Below are 18,229 nucleotides of genomic sequence, written 5' to 3'. Positions count from 1 at the left end.
CGACCGAGTTCAGCGACAGTTTCGTGCCGATCGACCCAACCAGCTACGGGTCGTCCCAGCTATGGGTCGTCGACATCACCTGCGTGCGAACCTGGCAGGGCTTCGCCTACACCGAATTTGTCACCGATGCCTGCACCCGCGTGATCGTCGGTTGGCATGTTGCGGCTACCATACGGACCGAGCTGATCAGGCAGCGTCGGCCTTGGCGCACCGTCGAGCAGGTGGGGCTTGCCACCTGCGAATGGGTCTGGTGGTACAACCAACAGCGTCTACACGAAGCGCTCGACTATCAACCACCCACAGAGTTCGAGGCCGCCCTCAACGGCGCCTCAGCTATCTGCGAGTCGGCCGCCCCGGCCCTCGCAACCACATAGGAACTAAACCTGGGGTACTTCATGGTCTTGCGTCGACCAAATGAACCCCCAATACATATCGCTGGCCTATGCCGACCGGCTGATCGAGTTTAAAGTCGACCCCTCGGTCAGCACTGTGCGCGACTCCTCCGACAACACTCTCGCCGAAGCGTCAGGTACCGCGAGTGTCATTTGCCACGGTGAAGGGACCGCTGTGAGCTGATTTTTGCCATCGGGATGGGACCACCTGGATTGCCAGTTATGGGACCACCGGCGCGTTGCGCTGGTGGTCTCTTGTTTTGTCCGTTGGGCCTTGACCCCGGATCTTGGACACAGGGTGGGATTTATGCTGCGTGTAGAAGTGTAGCAGCGTAACGGTTTTCGTAGGTGAGTGGTGATTGGTGCCCGCACCACGAGTGTCTTCGGCGGTTGTTGTAACGCACGAGCCACCCAAAGACTTCACGCCGGCAGGTGAACTCATCGGGCCAGGACTGCTCATCTTGAAGGACCTCGCGTTTGAGCGTGGCGTTGAACGACTCGGCCATCGCATTGTCGGCGCTGGTGCCCACCGCTCCCATGGACTGGGTCACGCCGAGTTCAGCGCACAGGTTGGCGTAGGCCTTGCTGGTGTAGACCGAGCCGTGATCGGAGTGAAAGACCGCTCCCGACAACGACCCTCGCGTCTGTTGTGCCGCTTGCAAGGCATCGGCAACGAGATCGGTGCGCATATGATCGGCCACCGCCCACCCCGTCAACCGTCGGGAGTAGCAGTCGATCACCGTAGCCAGGTACAGGTTGGAGCCATCGGCGATCGGCAGATACGTGATATCGCCGACATACACCCGGTTCGTGGCGGGCGCGGTGAAATCGCGTTCCACCAGGTCAGGGACTATGCGATCGGCAGGTTCAGGGATCGTGGTGACCACACGACGGCGCCGCCGATAACCGACAATGCCGTGGGCGCGCATCACCCGCGCCACCCGTTTGTGATTGACCCGGTTCTCCAGCGCCACCCCATCGTTGAGTTCCGCGGTAATCCGCGGTGCACCACAGGTGCTGTCACCATCGTGAACCTCACGAATACGTTGCGCCAAAACATGATCAGCTTCCGCACGAGCCGCCCGGCGCGGGGCCGCCTTGCGCCAGGCGTAAAACGACGAACACGCGATCTCGAGGAGATCGCATAGCCACTTGACCGGGTAGGTGTCGAGGTGGTCGGCGACGAACTGGAAGCGGCTCACCAGTTCGTCTCCCCGGCGAAATACTTGGCCGCCTGACGCAAAATCTCCCGTTCGGTGCTCAGCTTGAGCTTCTCGCTACGCAGTGCCGCGTTCTCCCTCTCCAACCGTGCGATCTTGGCCTCAGCGCTTTCTGGCCCCACCACAGCGGGCCCATCGCCGTTGCGGGCCTTGAGCGGGCTGACCGCCCCGCTGCCATCGGCAGCGGTCTTGCGGCCGGTGCCGTAGCGCTCAAGCCAGTGACGCAACGTGCCGCGCTCGACCCCAAGATCGGCGGCGATACCGCGCACCGTGGCCCCGGGGGTCGACTCGTACAAGTCCACCGCGTCCTGACGAAACTGCTCTGAATAGTGTCTCCGAGCCATACCTTGATCATCTCGCTTCTCCCCGCGAACTGCGGGATTCAACGTGTCCAAGGTCCGGGGTCAGGTCCCGTTGACTCGGCCGTGACGAGCAGTCATGGAAGGGGCGGCGGCATGGGCTATCGGGAGGTTGCTGTGGAAGAGATCAGAGAAGTCCTGCGGTTGTGGCTGGGTCTGGCGGTGGGGTTACCGTCGCCGGGGCTGCGCACGATCGCCGCGCATGCGGGGGTGTCCGTGGCCATGAGAAAGTCCCCACTGGTGGGGGGTTGAGGTTCCCCCCGAACCGTAGAGGCATCGATAATGAGGAGCACGATGCCAGAGAAGCGGAAGAAGTACGACCGGGAGTTTCGTGATGGGGCGGTCCGGATCGTCGAGGAGACAGGTAAGCCGATCGCCCAGGTCGCTCGAGACCTGGGGGTCAACGAGGGCACCTTGGGTAACTGGGTCAACCGGGCGCGCGCCGAGCGGGAGGGCCGCGGCGAGCTGACCGTTGATGACGCTGCTGAGCTCAAACGGTTGCGTGACGAGGTCGCCGAGCTGCGCATGGAGCGTGATGTCCTCAAGCGATCAGTGGTCCTGTGGGTGAAGGAGGCGACGAAGTGAGCGTGGCACGCTTTATCGCCGACCAGAGGACCAACTATCGGGTGCCACACGCGGTGTCCTGCCGGCTGCTCGGGGTCAGCGAGGCGTGGTTCTACAAATGGCATAAGCGGACCCAATCGCCGGGTGCGGCAACGGGTTTGCACACCACCCGCGACTATCGCCGGGACACCATCGACCGGGCCGTGGCGGTGGCGCTCGACAAGGCCCGCGGCCTGCACGGGTCACCGCGCCTGCATGCGGATCTGCGTGCTGACGGGTGGACGGTGACCGAGAAGACTGTCGCTGATTCGATGTGTCGTCAGGGCCTGGTCGCGCGGCGGATCCGCCGGCGCAACGGGCTGACCCGTCAGGACAAGACCGCCCCGAAGTTCCCCGATTTGTTGGGTCGCGATTTCACCGCACAGTGCCCCGATCAGCGGTGGGTCGGCGACATCACCGAGATCCCGACCGCGGCGGGCAAGCTGTATCTGGCCACGGTCATCGACCTCTACAGTCGCCGCCTGCTGGGGGCGGCCACCAGTCGTCACCCGGATGCAGCGTTGGCGTGTGCGGCGATCGAGATGGCGGTCGCCACGCGGGGCGGTATGCAGGCGATATGGCGTGATGACGATGCGCAGAAGCTGATTTTCCACACCGATCGTGGGTCGACGTACACCGCGAAACGGTTCACCAGGCTGTGCCAGAAGATGGGTATCCGGCAGTCGATGGGCCGGGTCGGATCGTGTTTCGACAACGCCGCAGCGGAGGCATTCTTCTCTTCTTTGGAGTGGGAAGTGTTGTCACGCAACGAGTTCCATACTATCATGGAGGCGCAGGCGGTCGTGTTGGAGTGGTGCTACGGCTTCTACAATCACCAGCGTCGCCACAGCGCGATCGGGATGATGAGTCCGGTCGACTACGAGAACACCGCAGTCACCGAGCCCGAAGCCGCATAGAGGAGTCCTCCACGATTCCGGGGGAACCACAGGTGTCAGATGGTCTGTGTAAGTCCAGTGCTCATCAGTGAGAGGAAGATCTATGAGCATGGCGTTAGACGACAAGCAGCAGGGCCACGACGACGAGCAGTTGCCTGAACTGGCCGAGCCGCGCTCGACCGCGGAAGTCGCCGAGGCATTACAGGCCTCGGGCATGGTCGATGAGCTGCTCGCCCAGATCGATACCGGCCAGGTCCAGATCACCGGCGAAGGCGGGTTGATCCCAGGTCTGATCAAACTGGCCCTCGAACGCGGTCTGAAGGCCGAGCTGACCGATCACCTCGGCTATGCCAAGGGCGATCCGGCCGGGCGGGAGTTGCCCAACGCCCGTAACGGGTCGAGCCCGAAAACGGTGGCCTCGCAGGCCGGGCCGGTCGAGCCGAACATTCCTCGTGACCGTGACGGCACGTTCACCCCGCGGCTGGTCCCGAAGGGCTCGCGCCGCCTCGGCGGCCTCGACGACATCATCATCTCGCTCTACGCCGGCGGCATGACGTTGCGCGACATCCAACACCATTTGGCCTCCACGATCGGCACCGATCTCTCGCACGAGACGATCTCGAAGATCTGCGACGAGGTCCTCGACGCGGTCGATGAATGGCAGAACCGGCCGCTGGAGCCGTTGTATCCCGTCATCTACCTTGACGCCCTGGTGGTGAAGGTCAAAGACGGCGCCCATGTCCGAAACAAGCACGCCCACATTGCTATTGGCGTCGATATGGCCGGCGTCAAGCATGTGCTGGGAATCTGGATACAGGCCGAAGAAGGCGCCAAGTTCTGGGCCGGGGTGTGTGCGAATCTGGCCAACCGCGGCGTCAAGGACGTGCTGATCGTGTGCTGTGACGGGCTCACCGGATTCCCCGAAGCGATCGAGGCGACCTGGCCGCTGGCCACCGTGCAAACCTGTCTGGTGCATCTGATCCGCAACTCGATGCGGTTCGTGAACTACAAAGACCGCAAAGACGTCGCTCGGGCGATTAAACCGATCTACACCGCCCCCGACGCCGAGACTGTGGTTCCCCCGGAATCGTGGAGGACTCCTCTATGCGGCTTCGGGCTCGGTGACTGCGGTGTTCTCGTAGTCGACCGGACTCATCATCCCGATCGCGCTGTGGCGACGCTGGTGATTGTAGAAGCCGTAGCACCACTCCAACACGACCGCCTGCGCCTCCATGATAGTATGGAACTCGTTGCGTGACAACACTTCCCACTCCAAAGAAGAGAAGAATGCCTCCGCTGCGGCGTTGTCGAAACACGATCCGACCCGGCCCATCGACTGCCGGATACCCATCTTCTGGCACAGCCTGGTGAACCGTTTCGCGGTGTACGTCGACCCACGATCGGTGTGGAAAATCAGCTTCTGCGCATCGTCATCACGCCATATCGCCTGCATACCGCCCCGCGTGGCGACCGCCATCTCGATCGCCGCACACGCCAACGCTGCATCCGGGTGACGACTGGTGGCCGCCCCCAGCAGGCGGCGACTGTAGAGGTCGATGACCGTGGCCAGATACAGCTTGCCCGCCGCGGTCGGGATCTCGGTGATGTCGCCGACCCACCGCTGATCGGGGCACTGTGCGGTGAAATCGCGACCCAACAAATCGGGGAACTTCGGGGCGGTCTTGTCCTGACGGGTCAGCCCGTTGCGCCGGCGGATCCGCCGCGCGACCAGGCCCTGACGACACATCGAATCAGCGACAGTCTTCTCGGTCACCGTCCACCCGTCAGCACGCAGATCCGCATGCAGGCGCGGTGACCCGTGCAGGCCGCGGGCCTTGTCGAGCGCCACCGCCACGGCCCGGTCGATGGTGTCCCGGCGATAGTCGCGGGTGGTGTGCAAACCCGTTGCCGCACCCGGCGATTGGGTCCGCTTATGCCATTTGTAGAACCACGCCTCGCTGACCCCGAGCAGCCGGCAGGACACCGCGTGTGGCACCCGATAGTTGGTCCTCTGGTCGGCGATAAAGCGTGCCACGCTCACTTCGTCGCCTCCTTCACCCACAGGACCACTGATCGCTTGAGGACATCACGCTCCATGCGCAGCTCGGCGACCTCGTCACGCAACCGTTTGAGCTCAGCAGCGTCATCAACGGTCAGCTCGCCGCGGCCCTCCCGCTCGGCGCGCGCCCGGTTGACCCAGTTACCCAAGGTGCCCTCGTTGACCCCCAGGTCTCGAGCGACCTGGGCGATCGGCTTACCTGTCTCCTCGACGATCCGGACCGCCCCATCACGAAACTCCCGGTCGTACTTCTTCCGCTTCTCTGGCATCGTGCTCCTCATTATCGATGCCTCTACGGTTCGGGGGGAACCTCAAGGCGGGTGACCCATCCGGTGGTGGTGTCGAAGAGCACAGGGTAGGCGTTGTGCGCGGCTTTGATCCCGAGCGCGATCGCGAGGTGGGTCTTACCCACTCCAGGTGGTCCGAGAAGGATCACGTTGTCGCTCTTGGCGATCCAGGTGCTGGTGGCCAGATGGGCGATAACATCGCGACGCAATCCTGGAAGGCGGTCGAAGTTGAAGTCCTCGAGTGTCTTGACCGCGGGGAAGCGAGCGCCACTGATCCGCAGCACGGTGCCGTTGGCTTCGCGTTCACTGACCTGGCGGTCAAGGATCGCTGCGAGGTACTCCTCGTGGGTCCAGTTGTCGGTGCGGGCCCGCTCGGCCAACTCGGCCCAGCAGCGGCGGATCGCTGGCATCTTCAACGCCCGCGCCGCGAACTCGATCTGCTTACCTGTGTGATTGTCGGACATGGTATTTCACCTTTCAGTGATAGTGGACGGGGTGGGTGGTTGAGCACCTGACGGGGTAGCAAAGTGCACCCCGAACAGGTCGTCGTAGTCTGGTAGCGCCCGGATCGGTACCTCGTGGCCGTCGGGGTGGGCGCGGATGCGGGCGGCGTTTCGGGCCCGGTTGGCGAGGTCTTGGCGGCGGTAGTCGCGGCGCAGTTCTTTGGCTGCCCGCACGTGCTGAGGGTCGGCGATGGTGACGTGGTTGGCCCAGCTGCGAGCGTGGTCGGCGACGGTGACCTCGCCGCACTGGATGCGCACCTGCTGCAGGTCGGCGGTGATGTCGACGAAGCGACCGATCACCGACGGGTGCACCGAATAGTCATTGCCGGCCACACGTACGTAGTAGTCGCGACCGAGTCGCACCCGGCTACTCAACCCGATATGAGGTGCGGTCGGGGGAAGCCCGGCCATCTGCTCGAGGTCCTCGGCGAGCGCATCACACGGGCGTCGATCACCGATCGCGCGCACCACTCGGGTGTTGGCATGATCGGCCAGCCACCGATCGAACTGGGCGGTGAAATCGTCCGGTGAGGCGAACTGGCGGCCCGGCAGGAACGAGGTCTCGAAGAATCGGTTGTTGCGTTCGACCATGCCCTTGTACTCGGGGTCTCGCGGTGGCGCCAGCTCCAGCCGAGTGCCCAAGGTGCCCACGAATCCTGCGGCCAGCGCGGTGGGTGTGCCCTTGGGGCCGATCGCGGCTTCGCGGTCCCACACCAGCTTGCGGGTCACCGCGCCCAGTTGCGACAGCAGCAGCCACATCCCCGTCAGGATGTCTCCGCCCTGGCGCGACGGGATCATCACCGCCGACCGGTATCGGGAGAACGCCAATGTCATCACCAATACCGGTAACATGGCGAATTGATTGTGGCCCACTGGGATTCGGTAGTCCGGGAACCACAGATCCCACTGCGAACAGCCGCCGGGCTCATAGATCACCCGATCGGCCGGATCTACCCCACGAAACTCCGGGCGAATCACCCGGACCCGGTCTTTGAGGACAGTCAACGATCTCGTCCACCCGATCCGCTCCGCGATCACCGTCGCCGGCATCGTCGGATACTCCCGCAACAACGCCCGGATCTGCGGTTCGAACGCATCGACCACCGAGCCCTTCGCCGGTCGCGAGTACTTCGGCGCGGTGTCTGAGGCCAACGCCGCCCGCACCGTGTTACGGGCCACCCCCAACCGGCGCGATCTCCTTGATCGGCACACCCTCACTGCGATGCAAACGGCGGATCTCCGCCCACTGCTCCACTGAAATCACCCTCCTAACAAGACGGGGGTCAAAATTCACCCGTCGTCAGGGGGTCAGTTTTCAGGCGCCGTCAACATACCCTTCGGGATCGATCCAACGACCGCGTCACCAGGTAGAGCGTTTTGAGTGCGGACTGCTCGTTCGGGAAGTGCCCTCGAGCGCGCACCGCACGCCGCTAGCGGGGCGTTGAGACTTTCGATAGCGTTGGTGGAGCACAACACTCGTCGAATTTCGACGTCGTTGTCAAGGAACGGGATGAACTCCTCCCACGCACTCTCCCACAGGGTCACGATCGCCGGGTACGGCGTGCCCCACTTCTCAGCGAATTCCTCCCATCGCAGCCGGGCCTCAGCGGCGGTCAGCGCGGTGTAGATCGGTCTGAGATCGGCGCTGATCTTGTCCCTATACTTGCGGGAGGCGTACTTGAAGGTGTTCCGGATCAAATGGATGATGCACGTCTGTACCGTGGCCAACGGAAACGCGGCGGACACACTGTCGGGCGACCCTTTCAAGCCGTCACAGACAAGGGAGAAGATGCCCCTGGCACCCCGGTTCTTGAGGTCGGTGAGCACCGCCCGCCGGAACGTGGCCGACTCGCTGCCGCCGTCGCCAGCCCACATGCCGAGGATGTCTTTGTGCCCATCGAGATCAACCCCGATCGCGGCGTAGATCGGCCGGCTACTCACTCACGCACCTCATCCGCGGTGGTGACATCGTGTTCTTGACCAGTCTCAACTGGCCCTGCCACCAGGGCATCCACGCCCTCGACTGTGTCGGTCATCGTCGTGATTCCTCCTGCCCCACGCCGGGGGCGATCAAACCACTTACACCGAATCAGCGACAGTCCCCCCTGCGGCGTCAGTCTGTACGCGTGAAGTTGGCGAAGAAGTCATCGATTGTTGATAGGTCGGCATACCGTCGAAAATGAGCGACGTCGACCTTGACGAAGACACCGCTAGAGGTGAAATACGTTCGATCATCGAACGATCCAACGGCCGCGATGTGCAGTAGGCGATCCGACTCGTGGTCAATCCAAGCAGAGAGGCGAATGGGAGTGTGCAGAGGGACCGGCTGACGGTATTCGACGGTCAGGGTGCGGGTCACCGCGGGGGTCCGCGCGATCCACAGGGTGAAACCCATGATGTCGTCGCAAGCGGCCGAGATCGCTCCGCCGTGCGCCAACCCGGGCGCGCCAAGGTGCCTCTCGTCGAAGGTGTGATCGGCGTACACCCGCTCGCCACTCCGGTAGACCTCAAGTTGAAGTCCGTGGGGGTTTTCGCTTCCGCAGCCCATGCACTGGGACGAGTGCGCCGGCAGTCTTGCTTCTGAGGTCATCTTCTGATCGTTGTCCTTACTAAGCCGCCACCTACTCAAACAGGGTGCGGGGGTCGATGAGGTGTGGGAGCAGGTCCCGACACGGTCTTTCTGTAAACACTATAGGTAATACTGCCAGTACCTGGTACCGTCCATAACGCGCACCAGCATTAAGCGGCGCATACCCCGTGTACGAGGGAAGGAGAGGTCCATCACCACTCGGACCGGCGCCAACCGTTTCCTGGACGGCGCCGCCACTTTCGGTAGCACCCTCGGCTTGGCTGGCCAGGCCCTGCGGTGGGTAGCGGTAGACATTGCTACGGGACGGTTTCCGTTTCGCGAAGCCGTATCGCAGACTTGGTTCGTTATTGTCGTGACGACTCTGCCCGCGATTCTGGTAGCTGTGCCATTCGGTGTCATCGTGTCGGTACAAGTGGGAAGCCTCACTCAGCAAGTTGGGGCCACGTCAATTGCTGGCGCCGCTGGGGGCCTCGGGATCATTCAACAGGGAGCGCCCATCGTTACCGCCCTTCTACTCGGGGGCGCGGCCGGATCAGCGATTGCCTCTGATTTGGGCGCTCGAACGATTCGCGAAGAAATTGCCGCCATGGAGACACTCGGACTCAACCCCACCAGGCGCGTCGTAGCACCTCGGTTCGTATCTGTGTTGATCACTGCGCCGATGCTCTGCATGCTGATCGTCTTCACCGGGCTGCTGGCGGGCTACGCCATCAGCGTCGATGTCCAAGGCATCACACCCGGCAGCTATGTTGCATCGTTCGCGTCGTTCGCATCGGTAACCGACATCGTTGTCGCTCTATGCAAATCGCTTGTGTTCGGACTTGTCGTGGTGACGATTGCTTGTCACCGCGGGCTGTCGACGAAGGGCGGCCCTAAAGGCGTCGCAACCTCGGTCAATGCCACCGTAGTGCTGGGTGTCGTCGCGTGCTTCGTGATCAATGTCTTTATCACGCAACTAACAACCATGTTCGTCCCCCAAACCATTGGATGAGAAACGCCTCGTGACCACCGTTCCCTCCCGGAGGTTCTCCGCCGCCACCCGGCCGGTCGGTGCCGTGATCGCGCCCGTTGCACAAGTACCTGAACGCTTGGGGCACGTCGCGACCTTTGTGATCGCCGCGGTCCTCGGCATCCGCCATGTCATCACCACATACCGGCGCCAAACCCTGCTCTACATACAAGAATTCGCCTGGGGTAGAGGTGCAGTCTTGGTCGGTGGTGGAACGGCCATCGTCCTCGCCATCCTCGGCATCGCCGTCGGCGCCTCAATCGGTATCCAGGGTTACGCCTCGCTGGACCTCGTAGGGATGGGTTCACTGACTGGATTCATCTCTTCCTACGCTAACACCCGAGAGCTTGCGCCAATGATCGCTGCGATCGGGTTCGCAGCACAAGCCGGCTGCCGGTTGACAGCTGAGATAGGCTCGATGCGCATTTCCGAGGAGATCGACGCTCTCGAGGCTATGGCGGTACGTCCCATTCCCTTCGTCGTCAGCACTCGCGTAGTGGCGTCGATCACGACCGTGATTCCTTTGTACATCATCGCGCTTATTCTCGGATTCGCGGCCGCTAAGCTCGTCGTCACACAGGTACACGGCCAATCCGGCGGCACTTATGATTTCTATTTCGACCAGTTCCTCAAACCTCAGGACCTTATCTTCTCGCTCATCAAAGTTCTTGTATTTGTCGTTTCCGTAGTGATTATCCATAGCTATCAGGGCTACTTCGCCACAGGCGGAGCTGAGGGGGTAGGCCGGGCGTCCGGCCGAGCGATCCGCACGAGCCTCATCGTCATCGTCGTGGAGGACATGATTCTGACACTTCTGATGTGGGGATTCGATTCCGGCGTACGGATTTCTGGGTAGGGGGGTTCAGTGGCTGTCTTTCATGATCCGTCCGGGCGCGAACCATCGCACGGGAACCTGGTCCTTCGGGGGGTCGCCCTCTTAATCCTCGGCGCGATAGCTGCCTACTTACTGATAAGTGACGCTAACGGTGACTTCAGCGATCACACGTCGTTGACCATCAACACCGACGCGATAGGCGACGGATTGAAGGGGGGATCGGAAGTGAAGTACCTTGGGTTCACCGTGGGCGAGGTCTCGAGCATCTCGGTTCGAGACCGTGGCGCGACGGTCAAAATCAACTTCACCGGTTCCGGCAACGACCTAGATCTCCGGCAGGGCATGACGGTGAATTACACTTCGGCAAACGCACTGGGACCGACGGCACTGGAAATCGTAGATCCTGGACACGGACCGCCCATCGGTTCCGGCGGGAGTGTCTACGTAAGCAGGTTGCAGTCTGAACAGACCTCGGTGTCAACACTTGTTCGCAAGATCTCCACGCTGGTCGAGGCACTGGACCAGCCCTCGTTCGAAGCGGTGGTGAGGTTCATCGTCGAGGATTCGCAGGCAATGTCTGATAGCGGAAAACTCGTATTCCAGATCGCGAAGCTCACGCGGGATGTCCAGAAACGGCCGGTCGGGGAGGACCTAGAAATTGCAGCCAATCTGTCCACCGGAGTCGCCGACTTCATGACGCCGTTCGTCCCTGGCGTCTTGAAGAACGTCGATATCGCTGACTTTTTCGCCACTCAACAGAACATCGATCGCACGAAAAGCAATCTCGGCGACACGGGAAAGGTTCTGTTCGGTGCACTCGGCGGACTGCTCGACAAGAATTACCCGGCCCTGAGTTCGCTGTTAGACGTCGGCCTTGATCTAGCGCGGCCCGTCGCCAGATCCGCCTCGGGGCTCGTTCGCACGGTGTACACGATCCCGCAGATCCTCGATGGCATCGACAAAGCCTTGCCGAAATTCGGCGACCGAGTCCAGCTCCAGCTAGCACTGGTGGTCCAGACCTCACCTGCTCTACAAAGCGCATTGAGAATGGGGGGGCCCACGGGATGACTCTGAGGTCTCTGACACCCACAATCATTAAGATCACCGCGTTCACCGCTGTCATCGGCGTCCTTACGTATGTCATCATCGCGATTCTGCAGCCGACCAACGAAGGATCCTCCAGTTCGCAGCATTCCGCGGTTTTTGCCGACGCTTCCGGACTCAAGCCCCGCGACGGGGTACGACTCGCTGGAGTGAAGGTGGGATATGTAACGGCTGTCGACCTGAAGGGATCAACAGCGATCGTCCGTTTCCAACTGGACGACGGCGTCTCGATTACCCCCGCGACGACTGCCGCCGTCCGTTACCAAAACCTGCTGGGGCAGCGGTATGTGGAGCTCATCAATGCCGGACAAGGCGCCGACCAGGAGTCGATCACACAGGTGGCACTCAACAAGACCGTCCCGTCGTTCGACGTATCGACACTATTCAACAGTTTCAAACCAGTATTCGATACATTGAATACGGCCGAGATCAATGAGCTTCAGTCGAACCTGCTACGGGTCGCCCAGGGGGACGGTCGAGGTATCGCACCAGTCATGAAGCAAGTCGCGAACATCACCGAGTACGGGAACCAGCGTTCAGAGATCATCACCAACATTGTGACGAGCCTGGGACAGGTGTCTGATCAGTTGATGGGGCGCTCCGCCGAACTGGTCGAGTTGATAGACAAATTGGGGTCAATCGTCGATGCGTTCAGCCGCGTGAGCGATCGCCTGAGGGCCTCGCTGCGGGAGGTCAACCGTTCGATGGCGAAGACTGTGCTCTCCGGTGAGCAGATCGAGTCGACCTACGACACCAGCTTCGCGGCCATTTATCAGAGATTGGTGCGGGAGCCAGGGGATACAGAAAGCTTACTGAACGGTGCCGTTCTCCTGAAGCCACTCCTGGACGCCCTGGAAACTACATCCAAAGCGACACCTTCGTCCTCGGCGGCAGGGTGCGCCCGAGGAGTGCTCGACCTACCGAGAACAGCGCAGATCGCCCTGATGGGTCAACGACTGGTGGTGTGCCAGTGACCCGCTTCTTCGATAAGCGTCCGCATCACCGCCCGCAGCGTCGGCGCGACCTCATCCTGGCGGGAGTCGTTACGATGGTCACGGTGGCCGGCCTCGTCGTGGCGGGTGCTGTGTACATCTCACCGCCCGGACAAACTAGCTACAGTGCCAAGTTAGTCAATACCGGCGGATTGGAAGCCGGCGACCAGGTACGTATCGCCGGGATCAGGAAAGGCAAGGTCGCGTCAGTCGACCTGACCGGAACGTTCATCACCGTGCGATTCCGGCTGGATGACTCGATTGCCGTTCGGTCGGACGCGACGGCGAACGTCCGTCTCATCACCCCTATTGGTGGACGTGTATTGGACCTCGACCCAGGTTCAGGCCCGTCGGCCCTCGACGGTGCAATCCCACTGGAGCAGACAAGCAGCACCTACGACATGATCCCTCCCGGGATTTCCGGAGGGCTCCTCTCAAGGGAGGATGAAACCTATGGCAGCAGGATCGAAGCGGTACTCGGCTGAGTTGAAGCGAGACGCCGTGGACATGGTGGCCCAGTTGGTGGCCCACGGGTCGGCGGAGTGGCCGGCGATGCGCAAGACCGCAGATCTGTTGGGGGTGACCTCGGCGGAGACTGTCCGTCAGTGGGTTCGTAAGGCCCCGGCCGCTGATGCGGAAGGCGCCTCGAGGGCCGACAACGAGGAGATCCGCAGGCTCAAACAGGAGGTCGCCGAACTCAAACGGGCCAACGGCATCCTGAAAGCGGCGTCGGTTTTCTTCGCGGCCGAAATCGACCGGCCACACCGGTAATTGTGGACTTCATCCGCACCCACCAGGGACATCGGGTGGGTGCGGATGGTCTTATCTGGGGTGTCGATTCGATGTGCGCCGTGCTCTCTGAGCACGGCTGGCGCATCGCCCCGTCCACATACTACGACCACATCAACCGCGGGCCGAGCGCCCGTATGCTCGCTGACGCGCAGGTCATCGATGCGATCTTCATGCTCCGCAAGAACAAACCCCTGACCCGCGTTCTGGGCTCACGAAAGACATGGATAATGCTGCGCAGCAACGGATTAGATGTCGCCCGTTGCACGGTTGAACGGGTCATGCGGGAGATGGGATGGCACGGCGCGATCAAGAAGAAACGGGTGCGCACGACCATCCCTGACGCGGCGGCCAAGCGGCCGACGGATCTGGTCGACCGGCAGTTTTATGCCGCGGCACCCAACCGCCTGTGGGTGGCCGATTTCACCTACTGCCGCACCGAATCCGGTTGGGCGTACACAGCCTTCGTGACTGACGTGTTCGCCCGCAAGATCGTCGGCTGGAAGGTGGCCACGGAGATGACGGTGAACTTGGTGACCGATGCGATCAACAATGCGATCGACAACAGAAAACGTTGCGGGGTAGTCGATTTGAGCAAACTCGTCCATCATAGCGACGCCGGATCGCAGTATACTGCCATCGTGTTCGGGCAGCGATTGGCCGAGGAAGGGATCGCGGCCTCTATCGGCACCGTCGGGGACAGTTTCGACAATGCCCTGGCCGAATCGGTGAACTCGGACTACAAGAACGAACTGGTCGACAACCAGCCCCTGTTCCATGGAGCCACTGAGTTGTCGCTGGGCACCGCCGAATGGGTGGCGTTCTACAACCGAGAACGACCACACAGCTACTGCCACGACCTCACCCCCGACCGGGCAGAGCAACTCCACTACGATCGCATGCGCACCCTCAATCCGGAGGAAGCGCTCACACCATGAGCTCTCCGGAAACGCCGGGAGGGATCAACATTTCCAGCACGCTTGAGACAACCACACCGGTGTTCCGTGACGTGCGTGGTGTTGATCTACGGCGCACAGCGGCGCTGCTACAGAATGCTTTCTCCGACGGAAACACCAATATCCCTGATGCCCTGCAAAACGCGAGCAGCCTGATGGACCTACTGCAACGTCAGTACGCACAACTCGACAAGACGATGACGTTGTCCGATGAGTACGTCGCCGCCCTCGCAAACCGCAAGCAGGTACTCGTGGACTTCCTCCGCCAGCTCAGCTTCCTTGCCCGCACCCTTGGACCAGACATCGCCAACGTCCAGAACGGATTCGATTATCTGCGCCGTCTTTTCAAGCTACTGACCCGACCGCTTGTCGCGTACCGCGACGGAATAGAACCATCGGTACAACAGTTCAAGACCCTTCTGAACAAGGTGTCGGCCCAGATGCCCGCCTACGCAAACGCGCTGACCCAGGTCGATCAGATCACCAGACGACTGAGCATTCTTCTCGACGCTCCAGAGGTCGGTCCAGCGAGTCCTGAACCGACTGTCCGCATCTGCATCCCGAGTGGTGATCAAAAATGCTGACAGAGCGGATGCGTCAGCATCTGATCCCGATCGCCACCATCGTCACACTCGCAGTAGTGATCGCGGCCGTAGGAATCAACTATGCGACAGCCGACGACGACACGCGGCCACTATGTGCGGAGTTTTCCGACGCATCAGGTCTGTACGAAGGCAACTCCGTCGCGATGCTCGGCAAGAAGGTGGGCAGGGTCGTAGGCATTCACGAGGAGGGCCAGAGGGGCGTGCGTGTCGACATGCGGATCGACAAGACCGTGCCGCTTCCCGCGGATGTGGGGGCCACCCTGGTGTCCACCTCGATTGTCACCGAAAGACAAATCGAGTTCACCCATCCCTATCGCGGCGGAGAGCATTACGAGTCGGCCAAGTGCATACCACTGAACAAAACCAGGACTCCACTGGGGATTAGTCAAACGCTCGACGCGATCAGCACTCTTTCCGATGAACTCGTCAAGGACGGCGGACGTGACACCGATGCGATTCTCCAGGCGCTCACGCTCGTCTCCAAGAACATGGAGGGAACCCAGGGCGATATCTCTGGCATTCTCAAGGACTCGGCCACGCTGATCAACGATCCGACCCGGCGTGATGGTCAGATACGCAGAATTGTAGCCAACCTCGCGACCTTAACCGGTGTTGCCACCGAGAACAGTGCTGAGGTGACCCAGCTGTTCGACAACTTCGTCGGCGCAATCGAGGTGATTGTTGCTTTCGGTCAAACATTCGGCGCCGCAACAGAGTACGCAGGTACCTTCGTCCCCATCCTGTCGCGATTGGCGTCCGACTTCGGTCCACCGATCTTCGCAATTGGTGATGCTGCGGTTCCACTCCTCGCGCAAGTAGGCAAGCAAGAGAACATCCTGGCGACCGTCGCCGCTCGAACGGCTGACCTCATCGTCAAGCATCCGGATGCGAAGTCGATCCTGCGGGCATTCGCCGTGTCTGTCCCACTGCAGACCCTAAGAACGGCGTGTGCCTCTCCCCCCGTCAACGGCGTCTGCAGGACGGGTAACGAAGTGGCGACGATCGCTAACTTGATCGGAGGGCAATCTCAATGATGACCTACGGCTACCTTCGCCGTGTCACGGCCGCGATCGTGACGCTGTTCGCAGCGACCATCGCCCTCGCCGCCTGCAGCATCAACGCCGACAACCCGCCGACCATCGGCGGATCATCCGCCCGAGACGGCTACGACATCGAGATCGAGTTCACGAGTGCTCTGAACTTGCCTGCCCGTGCCAAAGTCCTCTCTCGAGGGATTGACGTCGGTGCCGTCACCAGCGTCACGTACGACGGAGGCCACGCGCTGGTTGCCGCCCGAATTGATAAAGACGCCCAACTGCAGGAAGATTCGCGCGCGGAACTCCGCCAAGACACTCTCCTGGGCGAGATTTATGTGGCCATCCTTCCCCCCGCACAGCAGTCCACCCAAGCCTTGCTGCACGCGGGATCGGTAATACCTCTCTCACGCACCGAACCGGCTGCCAACGTCGAGGACGTGATGCGGGGGATGGCTAATGTACTGGGCGGGGGTGAACTCGATAAAATCCATACCGCGATATCGACACTGAACTCGACCTTTCCGAGTGACCCCGCCCAATTCGATACGCTTTACCGCACGACGTTGCGCACCGTGTCTGAGGTGTCCGCCAACACCGACAAACTCGACGTAGTCCTGCAGTCGGCCGATCGCACACTGAAAGTGATCCTGGCCGACCCGTCAGGTACTGACCGAATGTTGACCAAGGGGGGAGTGAACTTCTATGGTCTGGGCTATTCGCTAATTGACGTCGCGCTACTTATCGCCAACCTGCGCGACTTCGCAGTATCTGCCGGCCGTATCGTCGACCCTGAGTATTCCCGCATCAAGGAAACGGTAGGAGCGATCGCGCCGGTAATCGCGTCCATCGCGTACTCGGACATCTACTCCAAGGATGTTTCCGACAAGGCGACGCGTGTAATACGCGAGAAGCTCATCCCATTCGTCAGCTCGCCAGATATCAACGTTTCCGACGTGTCTATCGACGGCCAAGATCTAGCCCGACGTGATGCCGGGTCGTTCATTAACGTATTGCGAGCGATCGGAATGATGCCATGATCCGCAGCACCGTCGTATCCCTGGTTGCCCTTGTCGTCGTCTTCCTCGTCGGAGCAACATACCTGACCATCGACGTGGCACGAATAAACCCGTTCCGCTCCGACTACACGATCTCGGCCATACTCAAGAGCTCGGGCGGCCTGCTCGACACATCGCCGGTGATGCTAGAGGGGGTGCCGGCGGGCAAGGTGACATCTATTCGCGTCACAGATAATCAGCTCGCCGTCGACATGTCCATCGACTCCGGCTACAAGATCCCTCGCGGCAGTGTCATGACGATCCAGAACCTCTCGGTCGCGGGAGAGCAATACATCAACTTCATCCCACCGGATACCACCACCAGTGAGTACTTGCGTAGTGGGGACCTAGTGCCCGCCAGCGCCATCCACGTGTCCCAATCCGTTCCCCAGGTGCTCCCGAAAATGTCGGCAGTGGCCGACGCGCTCGATCCAGCATCGATTCAGACCATCAACGAAACGATCTCGGCTGCAGTCGACGGCCGGCAAAAGGACCTCGACACGATCGGAGACATGATGCACCGCCTCGTGGACTTCGTCGGTGACGACGGTGCGGTCCGTACCACCGCGGACAATGCCGAGTTCCTCCTGGGCCTCATGTCGAACGTGGGCGGTGTGCTCAGTACCGCGTCGGTCCGGACCCCGGATGCCGTCGACGGTTTGGCGAGAATCCAACGTGCGTTCATCGTTTTCACCTCTACGTCCTACGACAAATGGCCACCAATCCTGAAGCTAGTGGAAAAGCTCAGCGGTTACATCCAGATACTTCAGCCCGACATTGTCGCCATCACCCGCGCGGTCAAACCGGCGACGGCGAAAGTCGCAGACACATACGTCGACTTCGGATCGATCGGTGATCTCCTGGCGCGAACAGTCCCCGCGTCCCATCGGGGACAGGCGCAAATCCCGATCGCCGTCACACCATCACCCCGCTGACGC

15 protein-coding genes and 6 pseudogenes are annotated in these 18,229 nt (G+C 61.4%); 14 read left to right on the top strand and 7 right to left on the bottom strand.

The features are described 5' to 3' along the window. Nucleotides 1–23 precede the first annotated feature (23 nt). A complete protein-coding gene (locus tag AC3B5T_RS04000; RefSeq protein WP_005194698.1) occupies nucleotides 24–374 on the top strand; it encodes an integrase core domain-containing protein in 351 nt (116 codons plus the stop codon). A 323-nt stretch (nucleotides 375–697) separates the two neighbouring features. Here the strand turns inward: AC3B5T_RS04000 and AC3B5T_RS03995 are convergent. After that, nucleotides 698–1,956, bottom strand: a protein-coding gene (locus AC3B5T_RS03995) for an IS3 family transposase (RefSeq protein WP_085949121.1) whose coding sequence is annotated in 2 segments (ribosomal slippage) — nucleotides 698–1,611 and nucleotides 1,611–1,956 — 1,260 coding nt in all. Because the reading frame shifts where the segments join, the coding sequence is not laid out codon by codon here. 309 nt (nucleotides 1,957–2,265) lie between these two features. Between AC3B5T_RS03995 and AC3B5T_RS03990 the strand changes: the two genes are divergently transcribed. From AC3B5T_RS03990 to AC3B5T_RS03980, 3 genes and pseudogenes are all read left to right on the top strand, one after another. Then, nucleotides 2,266–2,556 (top strand): transposase, encoded by a 291-nt coding sequence (locus AC3B5T_RS03990; protein ID WP_005195137.1) that lies wholly within the window; start codon nucleotides 2,266–2,268, stop codon nucleotides 2,554–2,556. Next, a complete protein-coding gene (locus AC3B5T_RS03985; protein WP_020169764.1) occupies nucleotides 2,553–3,491 on the top strand; it encodes an IS3 family transposase in 939 nt (312 codons plus the stop codon). Before AC3B5T_RS03990 ends, AC3B5T_RS03985 begins: the two co-directional genes overlap by 4 nt. Nucleotides 3,492–3,573: 82 nt before the next feature. Further along, nucleotides 3,574–4,539 (top strand): annotated as a pseudogene (locus tag AC3B5T_RS03980) (IS256 family transposase); the annotation flags it as partial. A 33-nt stretch (nucleotides 4,540–4,572) separates the two neighbouring features. Here the strand turns inward: AC3B5T_RS03980 and AC3B5T_RS03975 are convergent. From AC3B5T_RS03975 to AC3B5T_RS03950, 6 genes and pseudogenes are all read right to left on the bottom strand, one after another. Further along, the gene (locus AC3B5T_RS03975) at nucleotides 4,573–5,511 is read right to left on the bottom strand and encodes an IS3 family transposase (RefSeq protein WP_020169764.1); all 939 of its coding nucleotides are present in this window, start codon (nucleotides 5,509–5,511) and stop codon (nucleotides 4,573–4,575) included. Then, on the bottom strand, nucleotides 5,508–5,798 hold the full coding sequence (locus tag AC3B5T_RS03970) for a transposase (protein ID WP_005195137.1): 291 nt from the start codon (nucleotides 5,796–5,798) through the stop codon (nucleotides 5,508–5,510). The genes AC3B5T_RS03975 and AC3B5T_RS03970 overlap by 4 nt, the downstream gene beginning before the upstream one ends. Nucleotides 5,799–5,842: 44 nt before the next feature. After that, a pseudogene (locus AC3B5T_RS03965) lies at nucleotides 5,843–6,280 on the bottom strand (ATP-binding protein); the annotation flags it as partial. A 6-nt stretch (nucleotides 6,281–6,286) separates the two neighbouring features. Further along, nucleotides 6,287–7,583, bottom strand: a pseudogene (istA, locus tag AC3B5T_RS03960) (IS21 family transposase). Nucleotides 7,584–7,665: 82 nt separating this feature from the next. Beyond that, a pseudogene (locus tag AC3B5T_RS03955) lies at nucleotides 7,666–8,260 on the bottom strand (IS256 family transposase); the annotation flags it as partial. 172 nt (nucleotides 8,261–8,432) lie between these two features. Beyond that, nucleotides 8,433–8,909 (bottom strand): PaaI family thioesterase, encoded by a 477-nt coding sequence (locus tag AC3B5T_RS03950; RefSeq protein WP_005194983.1) that lies wholly within the window; start codon nucleotides 8,907–8,909, stop codon nucleotides 8,433–8,435. A gap of 256 nt (nucleotides 8,910–9,165) precedes the next feature. On the opposite strand from AC3B5T_RS03950, the gene AC3B5T_RS03945 reads away from it, so the two are divergent. From AC3B5T_RS03945 to AC3B5T_RS03900, 10 genes and pseudogenes are all read left to right on the top strand, one after another. Next, nucleotides 9,166–9,900 carry an MlaE family ABC transporter permease gene (locus AC3B5T_RS03945; RefSeq protein WP_005194985.1) on the top strand — a complete coding sequence of 245 codons (735 nt, stop codon included), beginning with the start codon at nucleotides 9,166–9,168 and terminating at the stop codon, nucleotides 9,898–9,900. A gap of 10 nt (nucleotides 9,901–9,910) precedes the next feature. Next, nucleotides 9,911–10,774, top strand: coding sequence for an ABC transporter permease (locus AC3B5T_RS03940; RefSeq protein WP_006369623.1), 864 nt, complete (start codon nucleotides 9,911–9,913; stop codon nucleotides 10,772–10,774). A 9-nt stretch (nucleotides 10,775–10,783) separates the two neighbouring features. Further along, the gene (locus AC3B5T_RS03935) at nucleotides 10,784–11,821 is read left to right on the top strand and encodes an MlaD family protein (protein ID WP_005195121.1); all 1,038 of its coding nucleotides are present in this window, start codon (nucleotides 10,784–10,786) and stop codon (nucleotides 11,819–11,821) included. Beyond that, nucleotides 11,818–12,831, top strand: a complete 1,014-nt coding sequence (locus tag AC3B5T_RS03930) for an MlaD family protein (protein WP_006369624.1) — start codon at nucleotides 11,818–11,820, stop codon at nucleotides 12,829–12,831. The genes AC3B5T_RS03935 and AC3B5T_RS03930 overlap by 4 nt, the downstream gene beginning before the upstream one ends. Beyond that, nucleotides 12,828–13,253 (top strand): annotated as a pseudogene (locus AC3B5T_RS03925) (MlaD family protein); the annotation flags it as partial. The gene AC3B5T_RS03930 and the pseudogene AC3B5T_RS03925, both read left to right, overlap by 4 nt. Before the next feature lie 49 nt (nucleotides 13,254–13,302). Beyond that, nucleotides 13,303–14,576 (top strand): IS3 family transposase gene (locus AC3B5T_RS03920; protein ID WP_156354424.1). Its coding sequence is split into 2 segments (ribosomal slippage): nucleotides 13,303–13,582 and nucleotides 13,582–14,576, totalling 1,275 coding nucleotides; the frame shifts between segments, so codons are not numbered across the junction. After that, nucleotides 14,546–15,178: pseudogene (locus AC3B5T_RS03915) on the top strand (MlaD family protein); the annotation flags it as partial. The gene AC3B5T_RS03920 and the pseudogene AC3B5T_RS03915, both read left to right, overlap by 31 nt. After that, entirely contained in the window at nucleotides 15,172–16,233 is a 1,062-nt protein-coding gene (locus AC3B5T_RS03910; protein WP_005195124.1) for an MlaD family protein, read from the top strand. The pseudogene AC3B5T_RS03915 and the gene AC3B5T_RS03910, both read left to right, overlap by 7 nt. Then, complete coding sequence (locus AC3B5T_RS03905) at nucleotides 16,230–17,273, top strand: MlaD family protein (protein WP_005195125.1); 1,044 nt, start codon at nucleotides 16,230–16,232, stop codon at nucleotides 17,271–17,273. Before AC3B5T_RS03910 ends, AC3B5T_RS03905 begins: the two co-directional genes overlap by 4 nt. Then, complete coding sequence (locus AC3B5T_RS03900) at nucleotides 17,270–18,226, top strand: MlaD family protein (protein ID WP_006369626.1); 957 nt, start codon at nucleotides 17,270–17,272, stop codon at nucleotides 18,224–18,226. Before AC3B5T_RS03905 ends, AC3B5T_RS03900 begins: the two co-directional genes overlap by 4 nt. Nucleotides 18,227–18,229: the final 3 nt, after the last annotated feature.

Source organism: Gordonia sp. G4, from assembly GCF_057770005.1.
This window is presented reverse-complemented; position numbering and strand designations above follow the sequence as displayed.

What these genes read in the sequence shown, in the direction of transcription:
- AC3B5T_RS03990 (WP_005195137.1), top strand. Translation starts at nt 2,266, where the DNA reads ATGCCAGAGAAGCGGAAGAAGTACGACCGGGAGTTTCGTGATGGGGCG.
- AC3B5T_RS03970 (WP_005195137.1), bottom strand. Translation starts at nt 5,798, where the DNA reads ATGCCAGAGAAGCGGAAGAAGTACGACCGGGAGTTTCGTGATGGGGCG.
- AC3B5T_RS03950 (WP_005194983.1), bottom strand. Translation starts at nt 8,909, where the DNA reads ATGACCTCAGAAGCAAGACTGCCGGCGCACTCGTCCCAGTGCATGGGC.
- AC3B5T_RS03930 (WP_006369624.1), top strand. Translation starts at nt 11,818, where the DNA reads ATGACTCTGAGGTCTCTGACACCCACAATCATTAAGATCACCGCGTTC.
- AC3B5T_RS03910 (WP_005195124.1), top strand. Translation starts at nt 15,172, where the DNA reads ATGCTGACAGAGCGGATGCGTCAGCATCTGATCCCGATCGCCACCATC.
- AC3B5T_RS03905 (WP_005195125.1), top strand. Translation starts at nt 16,230, where the DNA reads ATGATGACCTACGGCTACCTTCGCCGTGTCACGGCCGCGATCGTGACG.
- AC3B5T_RS03900 (WP_006369626.1), top strand. Translation starts at nt 17,270, where the DNA reads ATGATCCGCAGCACCGTCGTATCCCTGGTTGCCCTTGTCGTCGTCTTC.